Raw genomic sequence first — 15,387 nt, 5'->3', positions numbered from 1 at the left:
TTTCATATCTTGTTTATTATATTGCTGATTCATTGGATAAAAAGGATGTGATTTACGGATGAAACTAGAAACACAACAATTAATCATGGCACCAATCCGGGAGCAGGATTGGTCACTCTTTCATGCGCTGCACACAACATCCTTGGTGATTGAAAAATGTTTCGATGCGCCCGATGAAGATGACTTAAAAGACAAATTTCAGGGGCGTCTTCAGCCTTGGGCACCAGAGAGTGGGACATGGTTAACGCTGACGATTACTGAAAAAGGATCGGGTAAACCCGTCGGTATTACTGGCTTTTTTGTCGATCATGGCATTGCGGAAGTTGGTTACCTGCTGATGCCTGAATTTTATGGTAAAGGCTATGGCACTGAATCACTGCAAGCTGTGGTTGAGTGGGCAGAAACACAAGGGTTACATCAGATGAGAGCTGTGGTGACCGAAGGGAATGTCGCTTCTGAGCGTGTTCTGGAAAAGTGCGGATTTACGCTGAAAGAAAAAATCCCGCTTGCCTATGAAATCGGTGGCCACCTGTATGCTGACCATATCTACCAACGGGGCGCATTCTGAAGCCCAGTTCGGCATCAATCCATTCGAATAAAAAACGCCAGTATGACTGGCGTTTTGTTCACATGAAGCATTCGAGGCATTATACCAATCGCAGTAAATCACTAATCATCCTAGCTTGTTCAAATGTTCGATCACTGCGTTAGATTTTTTGATTGTAGAATAACTACTTATCTGAAAAATCTGCCTTGTTCTCAAACATTTTTCCTGCGCTATTTCTGATCATTAACTTACTTTGATTGGTATTACACCGTGAATTGTCTCATCAAATCGTTCTGCTCACGAACGTTCTGAATCTGAGTTTCCATTGCAATACTGGTATCGCTGGCCGTTTCTGCTACCTGAACGGACAAATCCTTAATGCTGATGGTGTTGCCGTTAATATCTTCGGCAACCAGGCTTTGTTCTTCGGCAGCAGAGGCGATCTGTATGTTCATATCATTAATTTGCTGGATGGCTTCACGAATCCGGGACAGCGCTTCATCCGCTTCCTGCGCCATCGCGACTGTATTCCCAGCGGTATTTTTGCTTAAGGCCATCGTGCTGGTGGCGGTGGTTGCCCCGGCCTGAAGCTGTTCAATCATCTGGCGGATTTCTGTGGTGGACTGCTGTGTGCGCTGTGCTAAGGTCCGGACTTCATCGGCAACCACCGCGAAACCCCGGCCAGAATCTCCAGCCCTTGCGGCTTCAATGGCTGCGTTCAAAGCCAGCAGGTTGGTCTGATCCGCAATATCATTGATGACCTGAAGAATCCGTTCAATATTGCCCGTTGCCGATTCCAGTTCACGGACGACATCGACGGCCTGATCAATCTGATCGGACAAATCATGAATCGACACGGAGGTGCGCGAGACGACGTCACTGCCTTCCTGCGCGGCTGCTTCTGCTGCGGTGGCTGCGGTGGCAGCACTTTGTGCATTGTCGGCCACATTGGCTGAGGTTGAAGCCATTTCATTCATTGCAGTCGCCAGTTGCTCCAGCTGTTGTAACTGACTGCTCATCGCTTCCGCAGAGCGGTTTGCCCCGTCAGCCGTCAACTCTGTACCCTGCATGATGTCCCGGCTGAGATCCTGTGAACGAATGATCTGTTGCTGCATCCGTTCAGTGAACTGATTAAAGCTCTTCGCCAGCGCCGCAAATTCAGGTTCTGCACGGGTATCCAAACGCTGCGTCAGATCGGCCTGACCTGAAGCAATACTTTTCATGGCCTGATTCACCAGATCCAACGGTCGCATGAGACGCTTCACCATCAGGAACACCGCAATACAGCCCACCAGAATGAAGAGAGTGGAATAAATCATTGCGTTCTGCTTGATCTGATCCACGGCTGCAAAAGCAACATCATTCTTCAGGACGGCACCAATCTGAAGGTTTTGTCCTTCAACCTGATGGAAACTGATATTCACGGGTTCATTGTTCAGCACGGTATCCACTGGCGTGTCTGTCAGCTTCATCCCCGGATAAACTTCCGACAGCGTTTTACCATTCATCGCTTTATCCGGATGGGCAATAATAGTCTTTTCATCTGACAGCAGGAACAGGAAACCGGCATTGAACAGGGAGGCCTGATTGATCAAACTGGCTATTTTGCTCATGCTGACATCAAAGAAAATCGCTCCGACGAAGCGGCCCTGTTGTTTCAGCGGCGCAGCAAAAGAAACCAGAATTTCATGGGTCACAGAGTCACGGTAGGCTGACGTAATGATCATCTGATCCGCCTCTTTCGCCTGAATGTACCAGGGACGCTTCCGCGGATCCCATCCTGCAGCAGGCTTCCAGCTCGGGTCACTGATCAGATAAGAACCATCTCGTTCAAATCCCACGCCAGTCAGCTCAAAAGTTGATGCCAAAACGGGTTGACTGATGACGGCGCGAATATTGTCGGGTGACATATCTAGTTCGACCATGTCCGCTGTCATATTGGCGAGTTTGGTACGGCTGGAGATTTCGGTCACTAAGGTCTGACTGACCCCGGAAACGACCTCATTGATACTGTTGTTGACGAGTTTGTGAACATCATCTCTGGTATGCAAGTACTGGATGACAGAGAGTAAGACTAAGGCGGCAAATAAAATTGCCGACGAAGTGGCAACGATTTTATGGCTGAACTTCATGTGATCCCTCAACTACGGCTTTGTATTTTTTGTTCCTTTATTGTCGGTGCACAGCAAAAAAGCCTTAATAGCAAAAGAGTGTAATTGTGATGCGTGAATGCTTTTGAGAGATAGTTTTGTGAGGAATAATCCATTTGTTGCTAGTTGAGTATGTTGTAAAGATAAGAAAGGGCAGCGAATGCTGCCCTGGAATACTCAACTGAAAGCGTATTAGTCGATCAGGTGATAATCGTTCCGCAATACGTGAATAATTTCTTCTTTCGGATTGCCGCCCAAGGATATTTTTTGTCCGGTGATCTTTTCAGCAATCCCGGTATAGACCTGAGAAACCTGCATCAGGACTTCTTCCGGCAGTGCATTATCCCGCGCGAGCGCTTCACGTTCATCCATCCGGTCTTTATTCAGCAGGATGTCTGGATCAGGGAAGTGATTCAGCAGCAGCTGACGAAAGCCTTCTTTGGAGTTTTCTACGATGTTGCCTTCGCGGTAGGCAGGGCCATCCCAGATACGGGAAGAATCCGGGGTGCCGACTTCGTCCATATAGATCATTTTTTCACGACCTTCGGCATCCGTGACATAGCCGAATTCAAACTTGGTATCGACAAAAATTTGATCCAGTTGTGCCAGCGCATCACTGATCACGTTGAATCCTTGTTTCAGCAGCATTTCGTAATGCGCAATATCTTCTGGTTGGCTGAAGTTGAACGCATCAAAGTTCTGAAGCAGGTCGTTGCGGGTGACATTGACATCATCAACGGCAGGTACACCCGGAATTCCATGCAGAATACCTTTGGTAGACGGGGTGATCAGTAACTCAGGCAGCTTTTGATCTTTTTGCAGACCATCCGGCACAGCGATGCCACAAAATTCACGATCACCGTTGGCGTAAGCACGCCACATGGAACCTGTGATGTATTGACGACAAATCGCCTCGACTTTGATCGGACGGGCTTTCTGGACGATCCAGACAAACGGGTGGGGGATATCCAGAATGTGGCTGTCTGCCAGACCCTGTTCCCGGAATAACCGGAACCAGTGGTTTGAGATTGCGTTGAGTGCAGCGCCCTTGCCAGGGACACCTTTCAGACCGCCTTCGCCATGCCAGATGCAATCAAAAGCAGAAATTCGGTCACTGATGACCATGATTGCAAGCGGTGCGTCCGGGCTGACATTGTAGCCTTTTTCCTGAATCAAGCGGCGGCTGTCAGCTTCAGTCAGCCAGTAAACAGAACGGACTTTTCCGCTGTGAACCGGCTGGTCGGTACGGATTGGGAGATCATCATTTACAGCGAGAACTTGATCAGCAAGGCTCATGGCGAAGTTCCTATTTCAAGAGTCAATACATTGAAAATTTCAGGCCGGGGCAAACAATGCCCTGAAGGCGTGGCTGATCATAGCAGAAGTATTTTTGCCTTTCAGCAAAAAAGCAAACGTTTGCCTTGTTGGTTTTCGATCCGATGAAATTTACAGCAGCACCTGAAATTTCAGGGGAAATCGCAAAGCGGTTCATCCCGTTCGTGCCTGAGATGAAAATATGGCAAAATCCCGGCCTGTTTCTGATTCCGAGCAAAGGCGATTCCCTGAACATGACCCATTTTACTTCCGAGCAGCAGCGATTTATTCAGCATGATGGCGGAAATGCGTTGTGTATCGCTGGTGCCGGGACAGGTAAAACCACCACATTAGTTGGGCTGGTGGCGTCTCAGCTGCAACGGCGCGCTCCGAACGAAATGCTGGTGCTGATGTTCAACAGTGACATCCGCCGTGACTTCCGCCAGAAACTGGAACGGGCAGGGATCGCGCAACCTGTGCCTGTACATACGTTTCACAGCTTCTGCCTGAGTGTTCTCAAGCAGTCTGGTTTTCTGGCCGAAACGGGCTACCGGGTCGATTTTCATCCCGGCGAAAATGACAAGAGTCTGGCCAAGCAGGTATTACGCCAGATGGCAGGGAAAGAATCGGCTTACACGAAACAGCAAGTGTATAAAGATCCCAAAACGCTGGAGTTATTGCTGAGTTTCGTCGGCTTGGTTAAGGCGCACATGCTGCCGCCCGGTGAAGTCTTTTCGATGGCAGGCATCAGCGGCGAATACCGTTTTATCGTGGATGCGTATCAGGCGTTTGAGCAACTTAGAAAAGCTCAGAAACTTTTGTTTTTTGATGACTGGCTGGTGACGGTTGTTGGTTTGCTGGCGCAAAATGAAACGCTGAGAGTGCGGTATCAGCGGTCCTGCCGTCTGTTGGTTGTAGATGAATTTCAGGACATTAACAACGCACAGTATCGCTTACTCAAGCAATTGTTGGGCGAGGAATCGCAACTGGTAGCCGTCGGGGATGTCGACCAGTGTATTTATACCTGGCGGGGCAGTGCGCCACAGTTCATGCTGAACTTTGAGCGTGATTTTGCACCTGCAACGGTTTATACCCTGTCGCAGACGTTCCGGTTTGGCCACAGCCTGGCACTCGCGGCGAGTCATCTGATTGCCCATAATCAGGCCCGGTTTTCAGACTTTCTCACAATCCCGGCGGAATCCGTGACAGATACTCAGGTGAATCTGACGGGCTCCCCACGCCAGGTGGGGGAAATTGTCGCCAGTATCCAAAAGTATCTGGAGCAGGGAGGACAGCCCTCAGACATCGCAATTCTGGTGCGACGCTGGTCGCAGACGCTTATGTTTGAGCTGGCTTTTCTGAGTAAGCAGATCCCATATGAAATGCCGGTTCCTTCTGTGCTGGCAAACAGCAGAGAAGTCCGGTTGCTGATGGAAGTCATGGAATTAGCAACCGGTCGGTTGAATCAGGGAAGTGATCAGGAAAAATCTGCGTTGCTGTTTCAACTGCTGTCGTTTCCGCATTGCTTTGTTCCGAATAAGTCGCTGAAACCCCTCTGTGATCAGTTGGCAAAATATGGCAGCGCCGACTGGGTTCGCTTTGCCGAGCGATATGGTCAGGCGTATCCGAACCTGAAGCTGGATACGTTGATTGAACGGCTGGAACTCTTACATCGCATCACCCGGAAAGGTGGGCAAAAAGCGGTGGATGTATTTGAGCAGTATCGGCGTGAAAGTGGTTTGGATGCCTGGATCTGGAAAACGGAAGCGACAGCCAGCGAGATCGAAGAAGCGATCGACCGGCTGGATGCGGTGTCTACCGTCTTAGAATCGATGGATCAGCGCTGCGAGAACGCATTGCAATATTTTGAGTTTTACACAGCACAATCGCAGCGTCCGCAGGATAAGCAAAACTCCACACGAGATCAGGGGGCGCGGCTGCAGGTGACAACCATTTTCCGGGCAAAAGGCTGCGAATACAGTCGGGTTTATTTACCTTTCTGGGACAGTGATGCGTTTCCTTATCGTAATCCGGCGGCCTCGGACATGAAAACCGATCATGAGGAAGAGCGTCGTCTGGCCTATGTAGCATTAACCCGGGCGAAAGATTTCGCAGCGGTTTATTACACTGATGCTGAAAAGAAAGGAAAGCGGGCTGCCAGTGTGTTCGTGCGTGAAGCTGCATTAGAGCAGGCAGGGATTCTGGGGCCAAAGCTATACGAAACCGGAATGCTCCCTGCGTTGGACACGCCGATGGCTGAGCGGTACGTCGACAGAATCGGCCGGACTGGAGACGTCCCGGCAAAACCTGTTCCGGGACAGTCCCGGTCGCGTGTTTCTTCCTCTCCGGCTGCACCAGAAAACTACAGTTATCAGTGGGCAATGTCACAACCCTTGCCGGAGAATGCAGAAAAAGTCATTCGCTCGCTGGTCAGAACCAAAAATGCCCGGTATCTGGATGGGGAAATCACGCGTTTGCTGCGGGATTTAGAGCAGGCCGAACCTTCGAAAATATCTGTTCTATCCAAAAGGCTGATTGCAGTCGCCCACGCACGTCGGCAAGTTTTGCGCTGAGTTGTCTGCAGGCAGTGCCTTTCAGGCAAAGGTTTCTAGTTTACGTTCCAGTTGTTTCAGCATTCGTGCAGCGTCGGGTTGCGCTGCATTCAATCCTGAAACCAGTGTCATAAAATAACAGTCCATCATCACGGCAGCTTTGCAGGCATCATATTGAGAAGTTTGCGAAAAGAGTTTGTGACGAAATCCGTCCAGTTGCTGCTCAAATTCTTTCTGCTGCCAGATCAGTTCCCGGAATAATTCCCGGCTGAAGTCTGATTCCTCACAGTAAAACGTATAAAGGTGCTTTGCGAAATGCAGCAGCTTGAGGCGCGGGCATCCGGCGGGCTGTTCCGATTCAGCATGGTCAATCACTTCATCAATTTGCGTGGTCAGTCCGGCTTTCAGTAAATCAAGTTTCGTCGGAAAGTGACTGAACACCGTTCCCGCCGCAACGCCAGCTTGTTCAGCAATATGGCGTGTTGTCGTGTCCTGATATCCGTTTTCCCGAAATAGCAGCCAGGCTGCCTCCAGTATTTTTAAGCGGGTTTGCTCTCTTTTTTTCATCGTCTTGTTGCCGGGGATCGTCAAACAGAGCCGATATCATAACGTATACCAATCAAAAGGTTTAGTCAGATGGTTGAAAAATGAGTGCGCTCAAATTACCATAAATGAGCGTGCTCAATTTTAGTTGACGGAGACAAACATGATGAATCAGTTACAACCCATGAAGACCCTGTTGCTGGTCATACTGCGTTATACGGTGTATCTGCCATTTCTTGGTTTTTACAGTTTTATGGTCGGGCCGATTGTTGGCAGTGTTTTAATGCTGGGAGGCGTTGCTTTCCTCTCTTTGATTCTTGGCCCGAAAACGGCCCTGGCTGAATTAAAGAAGGCATATCACACACCTGAACATCCGGTTGTTGCCAGAGGGTAACGGATCCTGAACGCCATCAGTACTCCAGAAAGCCATGCGATTGCATGGCTTTTTGATGCTTTCTTTTTTGAACAAACGTCTGTTTATGAACCCCAGCTGAATGGTCGCCTGATACCCATGTCGTCTCAGAGGTTGAAATGGGAGAGGGAGCGCAGATGTGGATACGATGGCTGTTGATGGTTCAGTTGGCTGCAATGCTGATGGCGTGTGCCTCGCCAAAAGTTCATTGGCGGGATATCAGCCGTCATTTAGTGCTGCAGGTGCAACCCGCCCAGTCGGCACAAACACAGCTCGCACTCTGTGAGCAGCTCTATCATGATGTGGCGCAAGTCGGCGTGTGCCAGGTGGAAATGTCTGCATTGATCCGTGCGCGAAAGCAGTGCACGGCAGATTCCAATCCTGACTATTGTGTGCGTATGGCGGAATACACCTGGCGTCACTATAAAGATCATGTCCTGATGGTTGAGCCCGAACTCAGTCATGCGAATGCTTATCCGGTGATGTGTGGCTATCAGGAAAAGCAAATTGCGCCATGTCGCGAACAGCCTTGATTTTTCACTGAGCATTTAATGTTGTATGGCTGTTGGTCGTTATCTTCTATTGATACATTTCTCTGCCAGTGAGCAGATAGATGTTGAACGGTATAAGAATGGGGGGATGACCCCCCAATTAGTTGTGATGCTTGGCTGCCTTGTGCAGCCTTTTTTTGTTTCCAGACAGAGATTGCTGAAGAACTGTTCTCTTGATATGGTCGGCTGTGCATATTTGAATGCACTGTCTTTGATGGACCGTTTCAAATTTTGGAGGGAAACATGGCTTTATCAGATTTATTACTGGAACTTGAAGCTCACGGCAGCCGAAACGATGCTTCGGAAACAGACAGAGCAAAAAAACTGCTGAATATTACGCGCGATACCGGTGAGTTTCTGGCGGTGATGGTGAAGTCGGTGCGTGCACAGCGGGTTCTGGAAATCGGTACATCCAATGGTTATTCCACCCTCTGGCTGGCGAATGCGCTTCCGGCAACGGGTCGGGTTGTGACCATTGAAAAGCGGTCTGAAAAAGCGGAAATGGCCGCCGCGAATTTCTCACGTGCCGGACTTGCAGACCGGATCACTCAGATACAGGGCGATGCGGGTGAATATCTGAATCAAACTGAAGAAAGCTATGATCTCATTTTTCTCGATGCGGACAGGTCGGCCTACCTGAGTTATATCGAACCCATGCTCTCTCGTTTATCTTCTGGCGGCGTATTGATCTGCGACAACGCGATTTCCCATCACGCCGAGCTGGTCGACTTCATGTCGGTCTTGAACCAAAAAGAAGGGCTGACCACTTGTTTAATCCCGGTGGGGAAAGGGGAGTTTGTGGTTCATCAAGCCTGAACATCTGGGAAAAGGAGTTGTCGCATGAAATCGAGAGATATCGGCCTGGCCCTGATTGTCGTCTTTATCTGGGGTATCAATTTTTCAGCAATCAAAGTCGGCCTTGAGGCATTACCGCCTTTACTGTTCTCTGCCTTACGTTTTGCCGTTGTGGCATTTCCGGCTGTGCTGTTCGTTCCTTTCCCGAAAACCTCGGTATGGAATGTGCTGGGTGTTGGCCTTTTTCTGGGTGTGCTGAAATTTGGTTTACTCTTTATGGCCATGAAAGCGGATGCCTCTGCCGGGTTGTCTTCGTTGATCTTACAAGCTCAGGTTTTCTTCACAATTGGGCTGAGTGTTCTAATTTATAAAGAAGTCATCAGCCGCTATCAGACACTGGGTATGTTGGTCGCTATCGTCGGTTTCGGTCTTTTCTTCCTTGAAAGTGATGGCAATATCACCTTGATCGGCCTGAGCATGATTCTGGCAGCGGCATTCTGCTGGGGGATCGCCAATACCATTATGAAGCGGATGCAAGGTGTGAATCTGTTGCACTTTATGGTCTGGGTCAGCGTGATCCCGCCCATCCCACTGTTGCTGATGTCTTACCTGACGGAATCGTCGGAGCCTTGGATATTGATGAGCACTGCCAAACTGGATATCTGGCTCGCACTTGGGTATGTCAGTTATCTGTCGACATTACTTGCGTTCGCACTCTGGGGGTATTTGCTGAAAACCTACCCGGCTGCCACGGTGACACCTTTTGCACTGTTGATTCCCGTCGTTGGTATGATCACTGCGTCTTTGATGCTGGGAGAGGGGATGACTGAGCCGGAAATGTTCGGCGCTGGATTGATTTTTATGGGCTTATCGATTTGTGTCATGGGAGGTCGATGGCTGAAAATGAATGTTAAAACGGTAGAAGAACTGATTTAAAGAGAATGTTTTTTGAGAGGAACTTATACCAATCGCAGTAAATAACTGGTCATCCTAGCTTGCTAAAATGTTCGATAACTGCGTTAGAATTTTTTGATTGTAGAATCACTACTGATCTAAAAAATCCGCCTTGTTCTCAAACATTTTTCGGCGCTACTTCTGATCATTGACCTACTTTGATTGGTATTACACAAGGAGAAGTTTTGAAGATTTTGATCGTCCATTGTCATCCTGAACCCAGATCCTTTAATGCATCTTTGACGACGACAGCAATTCGCGCATTAGAAAATGCAGGCCACCAGGTAGAAGTTTCTGATTTATATATGGAAAACTTTGACCCTGTTGAGAAAGCTGCACATTACTCCAACCGGACTGAGCAGGGCCGGTTCGATATTTTATCCGAGCAGCGACATGCGTATCGGACTCAGACATTGCCTGCTGATGTTCAACGTGAAATTGAGCGTCTGGAAAGATGTGACATGCTGATTTTACAATTTCCGCTTTGGTGGCATCAGCAGCCAGCGATGCTGAAAGGCTGGTTTGATCGCGTATTTGTGGGGGGTGGCTTGTATACCAGCAAAATGCGATATGACAACGGTTATTTTAGAGGGAAACGAGCGATTTGCTCTGTGACTTCTGGCGCACCACGGGCTACCTTCACAGAACAGGGGCGTGGCGGTGGTGAAATAGAATCATTACTTCGGTCGATCAATTTTTCTCTGCACTATATGGGCTTTACAGTGTTACCGCCTTATTTGTCGACTGAGATCCAGAACAAAGGCTTCACGTATAAATCGACAGAACAATTTGAGCATGATTTACAAGCGAACTTAGCGGATTGGGCACAGCATGTCTGCCAATTGGAAACGATTGAGCCACTGGCATTTCCGGGGTGGGATTGCTGGGATGAGCAGGGGATTGAGATTCATGATCCTGATGAAAAACAAAAATAACGAATGAATGGGATACTTTGATTCATTGCTGTTGAAATGATTACAAAAAATTGCCCCTTTCAGGAGATCGGGGCAATTTTTTTAATCCGTTTGCTGAGAGGTTCTGGCGATATTAAGCCGATGCTTCTCTTCTCCGAAATAGCGTTTCACTTCCTGATTTACTTTGGGTGCAAGCAAAATGCCAGAGACCATGGTGGGTACAGCCATGAGTCCGTAAGCACCAATCAGGAAAAGAAAGACGATATCAACAGAGGCGACTGCACCTAAGACCACTAACCCGAGATAGAGGTATTTGTAGTATTCACCCGCCTGTTCGCCGAACAGATACACGAAACATTTGTAGCCGTAATACCAGAAGGTGAAGACCGTTGTGAAGGACAGAATCAGAACTTGCGCTGCCAGTAACCAGGTTCCCGTCGTCCCAAATGCAGACTGGAATGCGGCCATCGTCAGGCTGACGCCCTGCATGCCTTCACTTTGGTCCAATACGCCAGTCACCAGAATCACCAGGGCGGTGCAACTGCAAACGATGAGGGTATCAATGATCGGGCCCAGACTGGCAACCAGCCCTTCCCGAACCGGTTCATCCGTTTTGGCGGCACTATGGGCCATCACCTCGGTGCCAATGCCGGCTTCATTCGAAAATGCACCCCGGCTGACGCCAATGATGATGACACTGAGGACACCGCCGAATACCGCTTGCGGGGCGAATGCACTTTCAAAGATCGATGAAAAAACGGCTGGAATTTTTTCTGCGTTGAGCAGTAATGCCAGCACTGCCATCACGAAGTAACTGCCAGCCATCAAGGGGACCAGCGTGCTTGCCACATCGGCCACGCGCTTCAATCCGCCCCAGATCACGCAACCCACAAAGACCGCCAGAATCAGCCCCAGCGCCCAGGAGAAAGCCTGACTGTCGAGCCAGCTGACTTCCGGAAATAACTGAGTCTGAATCACGGCAGAGAGCTGGTTGATCTGAAACGAAGGGACAAATCCCATTAAGCCTGCAATCGCAAACAGGATGGCCAGCCATTGATAAGGAGCGCCAAGGCCATTCTGGACCGTGTACATCGGACCGCCATGAACACGACCTTGCGCATCTCGGTGGCGATACATCACGCCGAGGGTGCAGGTGTAAAATTTGGTGGAAACTCCCAGCAGTGCGGTAAGCCACATCCAGAATACAGCGCCGGGTCCGCCAGCGCTGAGTGCTAATGCGACCCCAGCGATGTTGCCTAATCCCAGAGTGCCGGACAAAGCGGCCGCTAATGCTTTGCGATGCGATAAATCTCCGCTGCCTGTGCCATCGTCAAATTTTCCGGTGAGCAGTTGAAAGCTGTGTCTGATGTATCTAAATGGCGTGAATTTGCCGTACAGCGTGAAGAAGAGGCCGCCGCCGACCAGGAGGATAAGCATGGGTTTTCCCCAAACAAATCCAACAAAAGCGTTGATCCATGTTTCAATCATGAGTGACATCCTGTGCAGTTTGAAATGATTTTTTGCTTAGAGTGCAAATGAAATCGCTCGATCGGGTTCTTTGTTTAAACCGAGTAAACCCTAGGTGAAATTGCTATCAATCGCGATGCATATCAATAAAAATGTGATCTGAAACAGTGTTTAAAATGGATTTTGTTGGAATTTCATACAGTTCGGGTGAAGGACGATGGTTCGATGTCTAATGATTTTGTCATGAGTCAGTCAGTCTGTCTGACAGATGTTTCATGACGATGGTATTGGGTCCGGTCTCCAGAAAGGTTATTGAGACCGTCCGATGATCACGGATGTCGAAATAAATTGCATGTCCGATGCAATCGGATGCATCATCGCTGGGAAATGCTTCTCAAGATCTGATGTTTCGCTTTCAGATCAATGCAGCGCCCGGTAGATTGCTTCCAGCGCATCTGCATACAAAGATGGTGTGGTTTGAAGGTAAGCAGCATCCGGTGAGAGGTGGGTCGCTCGTGATAGTTTTTTGACGGAGAATAAAAAGGTGAAGATGGAAAGCATCTCTCTCTCACAGCGGTGAATGCACAATGACAGTTATATTATCAAAGAGAATAATTGCCAAAGGTTATAAGAGAATGTATTCTTCTTTGCTCATGAATGGTTGAGAAAGGGATGGCATGTTGTGCGTGATTGCATAGATGTTTTCGAAATTGATCAACGTCAACCATGCTGTGATTCAGTGCAATAAATGAAAGAATTGAACTGTCATATTTCAATGTTACTCTGGTCAAATATGATTACAGTTCAGGAAAACACTTGGATTTTCGTTGTCAGGTTTGAACCTCTTATCGTCACTCCTTCGTGCTGACTTCTTGTAAAATCTCAGAAAATTCTTGAATCTTTCGTGATCTTGACGAGATTTTGATGCTTTTTTTGGTCATTTTCTCGCGTGAATTGAATCGATTGCATAGTCTTAACCTATTGGTCTCTCAGCATTTCGCTGGATGACAACCGAATAATAATAAGAAACTGAACTATGGTTCCTTGAGTGCGGGGCTGAAAAGCCCCGATTTTTTTCCATGCGTTTGTTTCTCTTCTTTCTCTCCCTCCCATACGTCTGCGATGGACCTGTATCGAATCAGGTCGTGAAACTTTTCCGGTTTATCGTTCTGGGCGACTTGTACTGATTTGTCCTTGCATAGCATATGCGAACAATGATTTGTGACACTGACAGATGACCCTTGAGGATGGCTCAGGCATACTTTCACTCACGATTGGTTGTTGCATGAGTTGAATATGCGGATTCGTTTTCTTGTTTATGGAAAGTTGATGTCCGTCCAGCGAATATCTGGCGAGTGGTTGCTGTTTTCTGAATCTCAAACTTCATTGCGCGTTCGAATCTATGATGTGGTGATTCCGGCAGAACTCGCTGAAAGTGAGCTGGCCGGTTATCTGGCAGATATTTATCACGAGCAGGCGACGGCAAAACATCCTGATGTCGTCCGTTGCCCGGAAATTATGTGATTATTCTCAGCAGGTTGTGCGGGGAATGGGATTCCGAGCGATGCAGTTTCATTCTGTGGTCTCAACCAATGAAGCGGCAGTGGCATTGTGGCAAAAGCTCGGTTACAGCATTGTTGGCACGATACCTGCGGCATATCGGCATCGCGTTTTAGGTGAAGTCGATACTTATGTGATGCACAAATGTTTCAAGGATTAACGGGAGTACAACATGTCAGGGTTGACCAATTTACAACAAATGATTCGCACGCTGTCACCAGAGATGCAGCAGGAAGATTATGTCTTCTGTGCGGTGTCGGGTGATCTGAACGATTATGTGCATTTGGCGCCATTGGCGACCTTTATTGAAAAAGAAGGGTTAACTCTGGTCGTGTCCCGTCAGGTCGCTGAACATGCAGGACTCAGTTTCGAAGGGATCTTCCGGTGTATCACGTTAACGGTACACTCAAGTCTGGAAGCGGTGGGGCTAACGGCGGCGTTTTCTGCGGCACTGGCTGAACAGGGCATCAGTGCGAACGTCATTGCCGCGTATTATCACGATCATATCTTTGTGCCTGCAGGAAAAGCTGCGCAGGCGATGAGCGTGCTTCAGCAACTGGCCCAGTCAGCATAAGCCGCCGGAGCGTATACCCCGTATGACAAATGGAGATCTGGCGTTGAAATCTGCCTGATTCCCATTTGGTGCATTGATCTGATCAAGAACTACAGCTGCTCCCGCCACCACTACAGCTTGAACTACTACAGCTTGAACCACCGCTGCAACTTGAGCTGCCGTAATCGCTGCTGGAGCCACTACTGCTGGTATCGCTGCCGCTTGCATTTCCACCGTGGCTCCCTGTATGACGGATTTCATCACGATCATCGCTGTTAGATTTACTGCCATTGTCATCACCACCATCACCGCCATCAGAATGATTTTCAAGAACGGGGAGTCGACAATAGAGCTTCCAGGGCGCATGCTGAGAGCGGCTGCAGTCTTTCACATAAATTGCGTTTTTTTCCGGCCGGTATTGGTAAAAGAATCCATCTTGGATGTTCAGTTGTTCATCGATCTGAAATAGCAATGGTATTGTTGCAGGATATGCCGGATTGATTTGGCCAAATTGGCAGATGATTCCCCAGCTTTTCTGGTTTTGAAATTTTTGTACATTTTTTGAAGGACTTTCCCAACCGGGCTGATGGTGCAGATAGCGACCAAAGGATTTTTTACAGAACTCATGATAGGTTCTGGTCGATAAAATCATTTCATGCCAGGCTGTATCGACCACTTTGGATGGCATCGCGATAGAAATCAGCGATGTTTGACGACACATCAGAAAATATTCCCGTAGCGCTTCAAAGACGAATTCAACCTCATTATTTGAAAGATGCGGATAAGCCGATTTTACTTTTGCTTTGAGAGGCTGTGGAAAAGGATACTTCAAAATATGCTGCGTTCTGAGATAGAACGTCGTTTTGATCCAAATGTAAACCATGATCCCGAGTGGGATGAGTGACAGTAATACTAAAATGAAAGGGTCCATTGTCGATGCGGATGTATTCAATAATTCTATCAATGGTTTATGCGACAGATCGAACGGTAAATTTAAGGGAAGAGATACAAGCGCTTTTCAGGCATGTGATCAGATCCAACTGCGATATGGGATTCGCGAACTAAACGGAAGCTT

At 48.3% G+C, this 15,387-nt stretch carries 16 protein-coding genes; 10 read left to right on the top strand and 6 right to left on the bottom strand.

The window, feature by feature from the left end:
• Positions 1-58: 58 nt before the first annotated feature.
• A complete protein-coding gene (locus Q4579_RS15055) occupies positions 59-568 on the top strand; it encodes a GNAT family N-acetyltransferase (protein ID WP_303565346.1) in 510 nt (169 codons plus the stop codon).
• 242 nt (positions 569-810) lie between these two features.
• Here Q4579_RS15055 and Q4579_RS15050 read toward each other — a convergent pair whose 3' ends face one another.
• Both Q4579_RS15050 and Q4579_RS15045 read right to left on the bottom strand, forming a co-directional pair.
• The gene (locus Q4579_RS15050; protein ID WP_303565345.1) at positions 811-2,679 is read right to left on the bottom strand and encodes a methyl-accepting chemotaxis protein; all 1,869 of its coding nucleotides are present in this window, start codon (positions 2,677-2,679) and stop codon (positions 811-813) included.
• Positions 2,680-2,889: 210 nt separating this feature from the next.
• Positions 2,890-3,993: a phosphoribosylaminoimidazolesuccinocarboxamide synthase gene (locus Q4579_RS15045; RefSeq protein ID WP_303565344.1), complete on the bottom strand. Its 1,104-nt coding sequence runs from the start codon at positions 3,991-3,993 to the stop codon at positions 2,890-2,892.
• Between the two features lie 212 nt (positions 3,994-4,205).
• On the opposite strand from Q4579_RS15045, the gene Q4579_RS15040 reads away from it, so the two are divergent.
• Positions 4,206-6,584, top strand: coding sequence for an ATP-dependent helicase (locus Q4579_RS15040; RefSeq protein WP_368501995.1), 2,379 nt, complete (start codon positions 4,206-4,208; stop codon positions 6,582-6,584).
• Between the two features lie 21 nt (positions 6,585-6,605).
• On the opposite strand, the gene Q4579_RS15035 is transcribed toward Q4579_RS15040, so the two are convergent.
• Positions 6,606-7,130, bottom strand: a complete 525-nt coding sequence (locus Q4579_RS15035; protein WP_303565343.1) for a TetR/AcrR family transcriptional regulator — start codon at positions 7,128-7,130, stop codon at positions 6,606-6,608.
• Positions 7,131-7,269: 139 nt separating this feature from the next.
• Here Q4579_RS15035 and Q4579_RS15030 point away from each other — a divergent pair, with 139 nt between their 5' ends.
• The 5 genes from Q4579_RS15030 (at position 7,270) to Q4579_RS15010 (ending at position 10,753) form a co-directional block, all read left to right on the top strand.
• A complete protein-coding gene (locus tag Q4579_RS15030; RefSeq protein WP_303565342.1) occupies positions 7,270-7,500 on the top strand; it encodes a hypothetical protein in 231 nt (76 codons plus the stop codon).
• Positions 7,501-7,655: 155 nt separating this feature from the next.
• On the top strand, positions 7,656-8,051 hold the full coding sequence (locus tag Q4579_RS15025; protein ID WP_303565341.1) for a hypothetical protein: 396 nt from the start codon (positions 7,656-7,658) through the stop codon (positions 8,049-8,051).
• Between the two features lie 261 nt (positions 8,052-8,312).
• Positions 8,313-8,885, top strand: coding sequence for an O-methyltransferase (locus Q4579_RS15020; RefSeq protein ID WP_303565340.1), 573 nt, complete (start codon positions 8,313-8,315; stop codon positions 8,883-8,885).
• A 24-nt stretch (positions 8,886-8,909) separates the two neighbouring features.
• Complete coding sequence (locus Q4579_RS15015) at positions 8,910-9,800, top strand: EamA family transporter (protein WP_303565339.1); 891 nt, start codon at positions 8,910-8,912, stop codon at positions 9,798-9,800.
• 203 nt (positions 9,801-10,003) lie between these two features.
• The gene (locus tag Q4579_RS15010) at positions 10,004-10,753 is read left to right on the top strand and encodes an NAD(P)H-dependent oxidoreductase (RefSeq protein WP_303565338.1); all 750 of its coding nucleotides are present in this window, start codon (positions 10,004-10,006) and stop codon (positions 10,751-10,753) included.
• Between the two features lie 81 nt (positions 10,754-10,834).
• On the opposite strand, the gene Q4579_RS15005 is transcribed toward Q4579_RS15010, so the two are convergent.
• Positions 10,835-12,220 carry a sodium:alanine symporter family protein gene (locus tag Q4579_RS15005; protein ID WP_303565337.1) on the bottom strand — a complete coding sequence of 462 codons (1,386 nt, stop codon included), beginning with the start codon at positions 12,218-12,220 and terminating at the stop codon, positions 10,835-10,837.
• A gap of 399 nt (positions 12,221-12,619) precedes the next feature.
• Complete coding sequence (locus tag Q4579_RS15000) at positions 12,620-12,760, bottom strand: hypothetical protein (protein WP_303565336.1); 141 nt, start codon at positions 12,758-12,760, stop codon at positions 12,620-12,622.
• 768 nt (positions 12,761-13,528) lie between these two features.
• On the opposite strand from Q4579_RS15000, the gene Q4579_RS14995 reads away from it, so the two are divergent.
• The 3 genes from Q4579_RS14995 to Q4579_RS14985 are packed head-to-tail and all read left to right on the top strand — an operon-like array spanning position 13,529 to position 14,333.
• Entirely contained in the window at positions 13,529-13,723 is a 195-nt protein-coding gene (locus Q4579_RS14995; protein WP_368501994.1) for a hypothetical protein, read from the top strand.
• A gap of 40 nt (positions 13,724-13,763) precedes the next feature.
• Positions 13,764-13,919, top strand: a complete 156-nt coding sequence (locus Q4579_RS14990; RefSeq protein ID WP_303565333.1) for a hypothetical protein — start codon at positions 13,764-13,766, stop codon at positions 13,917-13,919.
• Between the two features lie 12 nt (positions 13,920-13,931).
• A complete protein-coding gene (locus Q4579_RS14985; protein WP_303565332.1) occupies positions 13,932-14,333 on the top strand; it encodes an ACT domain-containing protein in 402 nt (133 codons plus the stop codon).
• A gap of 82 nt (positions 14,334-14,415) precedes the next feature.
• On the opposite strand, the gene Q4579_RS14980 is transcribed toward Q4579_RS14985, so the two are convergent.
• The gene (locus Q4579_RS14980) at positions 14,416-15,243 is read right to left on the bottom strand and encodes a hypothetical protein (protein WP_303565331.1); all 828 of its coding nucleotides are present in this window, start codon (positions 15,241-15,243) and stop codon (positions 14,416-14,418) included.
• Positions 15,244-15,387: the final 144 nt, after the last annotated feature.

This window comes from Photobacterium sp. 1_MG-2023, assembly GCF_030547945.1.
Taxonomy (GTDB): domain Bacteria; phylum Pseudomonadota; class Gammaproteobacteria; order Enterobacterales; family Vibrionaceae; genus Photobacterium.
The sequence above is the reverse complement of the archived record's forward strand: the minus strand, read 5'-3'. Positions and strand labels throughout refer to the sequence as shown.